The organism is Mycobacterium sp. (assembly GCF_050701675.1).
GTDB lineage: Bacteria > Actinomycetota > Actinomycetes > Mycobacteriales > Mycobacteriaceae > Mycobacterium.
The window spans coordinates 1-7202 of sequence record NZ_JBOGDD010000587.1; the positions used below are offsets into that span (position 1 = coordinate 1).

At 67.2% G+C, this 7202-nt stretch carries 9 protein-coding genes; 3 read left to right on the plus strand and 6 right to left on the minus strand.

Annotation, left to right across the window (positions count from 1 at the left end; all coding sequences use genetic code 11):
- The 5 genes from ACRDUX_RS17985 to ACRDUX_RS18005 all read right to left on the minus strand — a co-directional run.
- Nucleotides 1–189 (minus strand): sulfatase-like hydrolase/transferase (locus ACRDUX_RS17985; protein WP_526415378.1); only part of this gene is annotated, 189 nt, incomplete at its 3' end.
- Between the two features lie 109 nt (nucleotides 190–298).
- A complete protein-coding gene (locus ACRDUX_RS17990; RefSeq protein ID WP_526415379.1) occupies nucleotides 299–1381 on the minus strand; it encodes a 3-beta-hydroxysteroid dehydrogenase in 1083 nt (360 codons plus the stop codon).
- Nucleotides 1382–1443: 62 nt separating this feature from the next.
- Nucleotides 1444–1656: an exodeoxyribonuclease VII small subunit gene (locus ACRDUX_RS17995; protein ID WP_526415380.1), complete on the minus strand. Its 213-nt coding sequence runs from the start codon at nucleotides 1654–1656 to the stop codon at nucleotides 1444–1446.
- Nucleotides 1643–2872 (minus strand): exodeoxyribonuclease VII large subunit, encoded by a 1230-nt coding sequence (xseA, locus tag ACRDUX_RS18000; protein ID WP_526415381.1) that lies wholly within the window; start codon nucleotides 2870–2872, stop codon nucleotides 1643–1645. The genes ACRDUX_RS17995 and xseA overlap by 14 nt, the downstream gene beginning before the upstream one ends.
- A 60-nt stretch (nucleotides 2873–2932) precedes the next feature.
- Complete coding sequence (locus ACRDUX_RS18005) at nucleotides 2933–3490, minus strand: lipid droplet-associated protein (RefSeq protein ID WP_526415382.1); 558 nt, start codon at nucleotides 3488–3490, stop codon at nucleotides 2933–2935.
- Between the two features lie 77 nt (nucleotides 3491–3567).
- On the opposite strand from ACRDUX_RS18005, the gene ACRDUX_RS18010 reads away from it, so the two are divergent.
- Entirely contained in the window at nucleotides 3568–4566 is a 999-nt protein-coding gene (locus tag ACRDUX_RS18010) for a 4-hydroxy-3-methylbut-2-enyl diphosphate reductase (protein ID WP_526415383.1), read from the plus strand.
- Here ACRDUX_RS18010 and ACRDUX_RS18015 read toward each other — a convergent pair.
- Entirely contained in the window at nucleotides 4563–5741 is a 1179-nt protein-coding gene (locus tag ACRDUX_RS18015; protein WP_526415384.1) for a DUF6542 domain-containing protein, read from the minus strand. The two genes, ACRDUX_RS18010 and ACRDUX_RS18015, sit on opposite strands and share 4 nt — an antisense overlap.
- Nucleotides 5742–5825: 84 nt before the next feature.
- On the opposite strand from ACRDUX_RS18015, the gene ychF reads away from it, so the two are divergent.
- Nucleotides 5826–6899 carry a redox-regulated ATPase YchF gene (gene ychF / locus ACRDUX_RS18020; protein WP_526415385.1) on the plus strand — a complete coding sequence of 358 codons (1074 nt, stop codon included), beginning with the start codon at nucleotides 5826–5828 and terminating at the stop codon, nucleotides 6897–6899.
- An 83-nt stretch (nucleotides 6900–6982) separates the two neighbouring features.
- The coding region (locus ACRDUX_RS18025) for a VOC family protein (RefSeq protein WP_526415386.1) at nucleotides 6983–7202 on the plus strand (220 nt) is incomplete at its 3' end.

Consider the following 7202-nt stretch of genomic DNA (forward strand, 5'->3'; position numbering starts at 1 on the left):
GATGAACGCAGCGCGGCCCGCGGTACAGCTTTGCTCGCCGTAGGAATCAGTGAATCGCATGCCCTCGTTGGCGATCCGGTCGATGTTCGGCGTGCGATAGCCCATCAGGCCGTCGCTGTAGCAGCTCAGGTTGGAGATGCCGATGTCATCGCCCCAGATGACCAGGATGTTGGGTTTGCCGTTGGGCATTTCGAGCCCCCTCTGTCGACGACGTGAATCTCGAGTCCACGTGCGAGAACGAGGTTATGCGCGTCTGACGGCCCGTGTCAGACGTTGGCCGAACTTCTCGCACCCGCGATCACGCGATGGCGGGTGCGGACTTGCCGGTGCCCTTCATCTGCTCGAAAAGCTCGGTGTAGAACGGGAGGCACTGCGCCATGGCCTCTTCGGTGGTGAACAGCGGCCGGTAGCCGAGGTCGCGCTGCGCCTTGGCCACCGAGAAGTAGTTGTCCAGGTAGATGCGTTCCACCGCCAGCGGTTCCAGCAGTGGCTTTGGCAGACCGAAGCGGAAGTGCAGCCACTGCCACACCGTCATCACCGCATGAACCAGCCGTCCCGACACGCGGAACGTCGGAAGACGCTGCCCGCAGGCCTCGACGACCGGTCGGGTGAACTCGAACATGTTGATCGGTTCGCCGTCGTTGACGAAGTACGCCTGGCCGGGTGCGGTGCCGCCGGGGACGAGGTGCTCACCGGCGAGGATGAAGCCGTGAATCAGGTTGTGCACGTATGAGTTGTCGAGCTTGACGTCCTTGCCGCCGACCAGCACCTTGACGTGCCCGGCGAGCACGCTCTCGAACACCTTGCGGAACATGGTCTGGTCACCGCGGCCCCAGATGCCGCTGGGTCGGATCGAACAGGTCAGCATCCCGTCGACGCCGTTGGCTGCCAGCACGAACTTCTCGGCGGTGACCTTGGTCTCGGTGTAGAGATCGTTGAAACGCGTTGTGTAGGGGATGGTTTCGTCGCCGTTGACGATGCGCTGGCCGCCCATCACCACGCTGTTGGACGCGGTGTACACGAACCGCTTCACGCCGGCGGTCCGAGCTGCGTGGACGAGGTTCTGAGTGCCGCCGACGTTCACCGCGAAGCTGCGCTCCCGGGCCGGTGCCGACCCGCCGCCCATCAGGTCGATGATCGCCGCGGTGTGAATGACGGTGTCGATGCCCTCCACGGCGTTGGCGACGTCCGCGTCGTCGGTGATGTCTCCGACGACGGTGTGGAGCCGGTCGTGCTGCGGCAGTGGCGATGGCACGCGGTCGAACGAACGGACCGCGTGGCCGCGGTCGAGTAGCTCGGTCACCAGGTTGGCGCCGACGAAGCCGGAGCCCCCGGTCACCAGCACGTGGCCAAGGTCAGTGGTCAGCGTTGAGTCACCCATGCGGTGAGACTAACTGAAACGTGTTCCAGTTTCGACTGTCATGCCGACGACTGGTTTCGTTCTCAAGCATCTTCGTCATCCCTGGAGGCGAGTGCCTTCTCGACTTTCTCGCGTGCGCCGGCAAGGTGCTCCTCGCATCGTTTGGCCAGCTCCTCGCCCCTTTCCCACAGTTTCAGCGAGGCGTCGAGGTCGAGGCCACCCTGTTCGAGCTGACGCACCACCTCGATGAGTTCATCGCGTGATTCCTCGTAACCCATTTGACTAATGGCCTTCATCCAACCCCTCGCTAACCGTCGTTATCGCGCCATTGGCCACGCGCACCCGCAGCCGGGTACCCGCCGGAGCGTCCTTCGTCGACCGCAGCACCGCCATCGAGTCCGCGAGCTGGACCACGGCGTAACCCCGCGCCAGCGTGGCCGCCGGCCCCAGTGTGGTGAGCCGCGCCGACAGGTGCCCGACACTCTTGGTCTCGGCCTCGAGTAGCCGGGTGACGTCACGGCGCGCGGTGGACCGCGCCCGGTGTATCTCCTCGGCGCGGGCCGTGAGCGCCTGCAGCGGCTGTGCCAGCACCGGGCGGCTGCGCAACTGCGTCAGCGTGTGCTGTTCGCGGTGCACCCAGTTGCGCAGGGCCCGCGCGCTGCGTCGGCACAGATCGGCGACCAGTGCCTGCTCGGCGACCGCGTCGGGTACCACGCGCTTGGCCGCGTCGGTGGGGGTCGCGGCTCGCACGTCCGCCACTAGATCGCACAACGGGTTGTCGGGCTCGTGGCCGATCGCGCTCACGATCGGCGTGGTGCACTTGGCGATCTCACGGCACAGGGTCTCGTCGGAGAACGGCAGGAGGTCCTCGACGCTGCCCCCGCCGCGGGCGATCACGATGACGTCGACGTCGGGGTCGGCGTCGAGATCGCGGAGCGCGTCGACGATCTGCGGGACCGCCTTGGGGCCTTGGACGTTCGTGTTGCGCAGGGCGAACCGCACCGCGGGCCAACGTGCACCCGCGACCGTCGTCACGTCCCGCTCGGCGTCCGATGCCCGCCCCGTAATTAGCCCGATCATGTTGGGCAGAAACGGTATTGGTCGCTTGAGTCGAGGATCGAACAGCCCTTCTGCGTCCAGGAGTTTGCGCAGACGTTCGATGCGGGCCAGCAGTTCACCTACTCCGACTGCTCGGATCTCGTGGATGCGCAGGCTGAAGGAACCATTGCGGGTGTAGAACTGCGGCCGGCCGAGCATGATCACCTGCGTGCCCTCCGATAGCGGCACCGGGGCGTTGATGACGAGGTCGCGCGGACAACTCACCGAGAGCGACATGTCGGCGGCGGGGTCACGCAGCACCATCCACGCGGTCGACTGGCGCAGCTTCAGCTCGGTCAGCTGGCCCTCGATCCACACCATCCCGAGCCGGTCGATGTACTTGGCGACCCGGGTGGCGACGGCCCGCACCGGCCAGGGGTTGTCGGGGGACTTGCCCTGTTCGGGTTCGGTCACGGGCGGGGCGAGCGAAGCGACGGGGTAATCATTGCGGGGTGAGCGAAGCGACGGGGTTGATCATTTGGCGGTCGCGCGAGTGATCCTGTTGGCCAGCAGCGTCTGGAACGGCGCGCGCGCCTTGGTGCTGCCCTCGTAGGCCAGCAGCGCATCCAGGTCGGCGACCCGCAGCTGCGGAAGTCGGGCGCGCAGTTGGGCCAGGGTCAGGGACTCGTAGTCCAGCTCGGCCACGATGCCCGGTGTGGACGGGCCCGGGCCGGCCGCCGCCGTCGGTTCGGGCACAGAGTCCGGCTCGCCGGTGGTGTAGAGCGCGAACCGGCCCTCGGTCAGGCGTTCCCCGTTGTGAGGAGCTCCGGCGTCGACCAGGTCGTCGGCGTCCTCGTCGAACGTCGCCCACTCGGGCTGCTCGTCCTTGGGGGGAAACAGCTGATCGAGCGTCTCGTCGCCCTTGATCACCAAACCGGCTACGTCCTGCTGCATCTTCATCACCAGCTGTGCCACCTGGCTGACGACGGTCATCGGGTACATCACGATGGTCTGCGGCAGCCGGCGAGTTTCCTCGAGGGCGGTCACCGCAGCGCCGACCAGCAGACGGACTCCATATGGTGCTGTTGCCATGGGTGCAAGAGTACGGCCGGTCCGTCGAGGGGTCCTGCAAGTGGTGGTAGCAGGCCGTGGGTAAGTACCCTGGGAACATGGCGCAGACGATCAACATGGGTATGCCGGGTGCTACCCGCTCGGTCGTCACGCCGGTCGACGGCAAACGGGTGCTGCTGGCCGAGCCGCGCGGGTACTGCGCAGGCGTCGACCGCGCGGTCGAGACGGTTGAGCGCGCACTGGAGAAGCACGGGGCGCCGGTGTACGTCCGGCACGAGATCGTCCACAACGTGCACGTCGTCGAGACGCTGGCCAAGGCGGGGGCCGTGTTCGTCGAGGAGACCAGCGAGGTTCCCGAAGGGGCCATCGTGGTGTTCTCCGCGCACGGCGTCGCACCGACGGTCCACGTGGAAGCGGCTGAACGCAACCTGCACACCATCGACGCCACCTGCCCGTTGGTCACCAAGGTCCACAACGAAGCCAAGCGGTTCGCCCGCGACGACTACGACATCCTCCTGGTCGGTCACGAGGGCCACGAAGAGGTCGTCGGCACGGCTGGCGAGGCGCCCGATCACGTGCAGCTGGTCGACGGTCCTTCTTCGGTCGACAAGGTCACCGTGCGTGACGAGAACAAGGTCATCTGGCTGTCGCAAACCACGTTGAGTGTCGACGAGACCATGGAGACCGTGAAGCGGCTGCGCGAGCGCTTCCCGAAGCTGCAGGATCCGCCCAGCGACGACATCTGCTACGCCACCCAGAACCGTCAGGTGGCGGTCAAGGCGATGGCGCCCGAGTGCGAGCTGGTCATCGTGGTGGGTTCGCGCAACTCGTCGAACTCGGTGCGGTTGGTCGAGGTAGCGCTCAACGCCGGTTCCGACGCCTCGTACCTGGTCGACTACGCCGAGGACATCGATCCGAAGTGGCTCGACGGCGTCATGACCGTCGGCGTGACCTCGGGGGCATCGGTACCGGAGGTCCTGGTGCGCGGCGTGCTGGAGCGGCTGGCCGAGTACGGCTACGGCACCGTGCAGCCGGTGACGACCGCCAACGAGACGCTGGTATTCACCCTGCCGCGTGAGATCAGGCCCAAGCGCTAGTCGTCGTACTCCCAGGAGTCGGGGGCCGCATGCCGGGATCGGCGCGGCCGGGTGCGCTGTTCCACCCGCGACTCGCCGTCATCGGCGCCCCGGTACCTCACGCGTGAGACCGGGTGATGCGTCCCGCTGCCGCCGTTGGTGCGGTTCGTCGGGGGAGGCTCGTACGCTTCGTAGTCCGCAGCGCGGGGCCGTCTCTGGGGTCGTTCTGGCCGCTCGTCGGGACGTTCGCGTCGTTGGGGGCGCTCGTACCGGTCGGGTCGTTCAGCCCGCTCAGCGGGGTTTCGCCGGTCCACCGGGGGCAGTGGCCGCCGGTCGCGCGGATCGCGATCCCGTGGTTCGCGCTGACGGGGCTCGCCGGCTCGGGGGCGTCGGCGCGGCTCGGCGGGTGGATCGACCGGTGGCGTGTTCCGTCGGCGCGGCCGGTTCGGCACCGGCTCGATGATCTCGGTCTCCGGTGGACGAGAATGACGCGAGCGTCTCGAGCCCGTACTCGCGGCGGCCCCGGACGACCGCTCTGAACCGGCCGCTGCACTCTTGGCGGACTTGCGCGGCGGGCGGGGCGGCGCCTCGTCCTCCGTGGCGCCGAATGCCGCCGCCGTCGAGGGCGCCCGACTCGCGCGAGCCGTCGCACTCCGCGTGCGGCGACGCGGCTTGGGGGGCGCGGCAGCCACGGTCGTGGTCTCGACCACATCCTCGGGCGCATCGAGCACCGTCTCCGCGTCCGTGGGTACGGCCCGCTTCGCCGCAGCCCCCAGGTACCACCTGACCATGCCGATGAGCAGCACGGTGGCCGTCGTGAAGAACATCAGCGGGAATCGCTCGATCAGCGGATAACCGCAGTTGATCAGCGTGTCCTTGATGCCGGTGAACGTGCTGCCGTGGAACACGAAGTAGGCGAACGGGACCGCGACGAAGAGAATGAGCGGTGGCTGGATCACTGCGGTGAAGATGCCGGACTGACGGACCGCCACGACCGCCGCAATACACCCGAGGACGTAGAACACCGTGAAGACGCCGCCGAGGGCGTTGTTTCCGGTCCCGGCGTCGTAGGCGACGCCGATCGCCGTAAGGGTGCTCGCCACGAGCGCCGCCCCCCACCAGGGGATTCCGGGGACAAGGGGCAGCGCCGATCGTAGGTCGGCGGCCACCGCCGACCGTCCGCGCAGTCGTGACACACGTCGACCGTACCGGCAATCGCGCGGAGAGCGCTGCCCGCGCGCGCGGGCGCGCCTCTCGCGGACGCCTAGACTATTCAATCCGTGGGCCTCAACCTCGGAATCGTCGGATTACCCAACGTCGGCAAGTCAACGCTGTTCAACGCTTTGACGCGCAATGACGTACTCGCCGCCAACTACCCGTTCGCCACCATCGAGCCGAACGAGGGTGTGGTCGCGCTGCCCGATCCGCGACTCGACAAGCTCGCCGAGATCTTCTCGTCGGAGAAGACCGTGCCCGCGCCGGTGACGTTCGTGGACATCGCGGGCATCGTCAAGGGGGCGTCGGAGGGGGCCGGGCTGGGGAACAAGTTCCTGGCCAACATTCGCGAATGCGACGCGATTTGTCAGGTGGTCCGCGTGTTCGCCGACGACGACGTCGTGCACGTCGACGGCAAGGTCGACCCGAAGTCCGATATCGAGGTCATCGAGACGGAGCTGATCCTCGCGGACTTGCAGACGCTGGAGAAGGCGGTACCGCGTCTGGAGAAGGAGGCGCGGAACAACAAGGACCGCAAGCCGATTCACGAGGCCGCGGTGGCGGCGCAGGAGACGCTCGACGCTGGCACGACACTGTTCGCGGCCGGTGCCGACGTCTCGTCGCTGCGTGAGCTGAACCTGATGACGACCAAGCCGTTCCTGTACGTCTTCAACGCCGATGAGTCGGTGCTCACCGATGAGGCGCGCAAGGCCGAGCTACGCGAGCTGGTGGCGCCGGCCGACGCCGTCTTCCTCGACGCCAAGATCGAGGCCGAGCTGCAGGAGCTCGACGACGAATCTGCCGCCGAGCTGCTCGAGTCCATCGGTCAGACCGAGAAGGGCCTGGATGCATTGGCGCGAGCGGGTTTTCACACCTTGAAGTTGCAGACCTACCTGACGGCCGGGCCCAAGGAGTCACGGGCGTGGACGATTCACCGCGGCGACACCGCTCCAAAGGCCGCTGGCGTCATCCACACCGACTTCGAGAAGGGCTTCATCAAGGCCGAGATCGTCTCCTTCGACGATCTGGTGGCGGCCGGCTCGATGGCGGCCGCCAAGTCGGCGGGCAAGGTGCGCATAGAGGGCAAGGACTACGTGATGGCCGACGGTGACGTGGTCGAGTTCAGGTTCAACGTCTAGCCGAGTTCCGGTTCAACGCTGGTGCTGGCCAACTGAGCGCCGGCGTTTCTTTGGGCGTCGGCGCGCGCCGCTATTGTGGGGAAATGGTGGCGGTCCGGCAATTCCAGGTCACGTTCGACTGCGCAGCACCCGAGCGCGTCGCTCGCTTCTGGTGTGAGGCGCTCGGCTACGTCGTACCCCCTCCGCCGGAGGGGTTCGCTGATTGGAACGACTTCGACCGCGCACTGCCCGCCGAAAAGCAGGGGGCCGCGTTCGCATGCGTCGACGCCGCAGGCGTCGGGCCGCGGCTATTCTTCCAGCGGG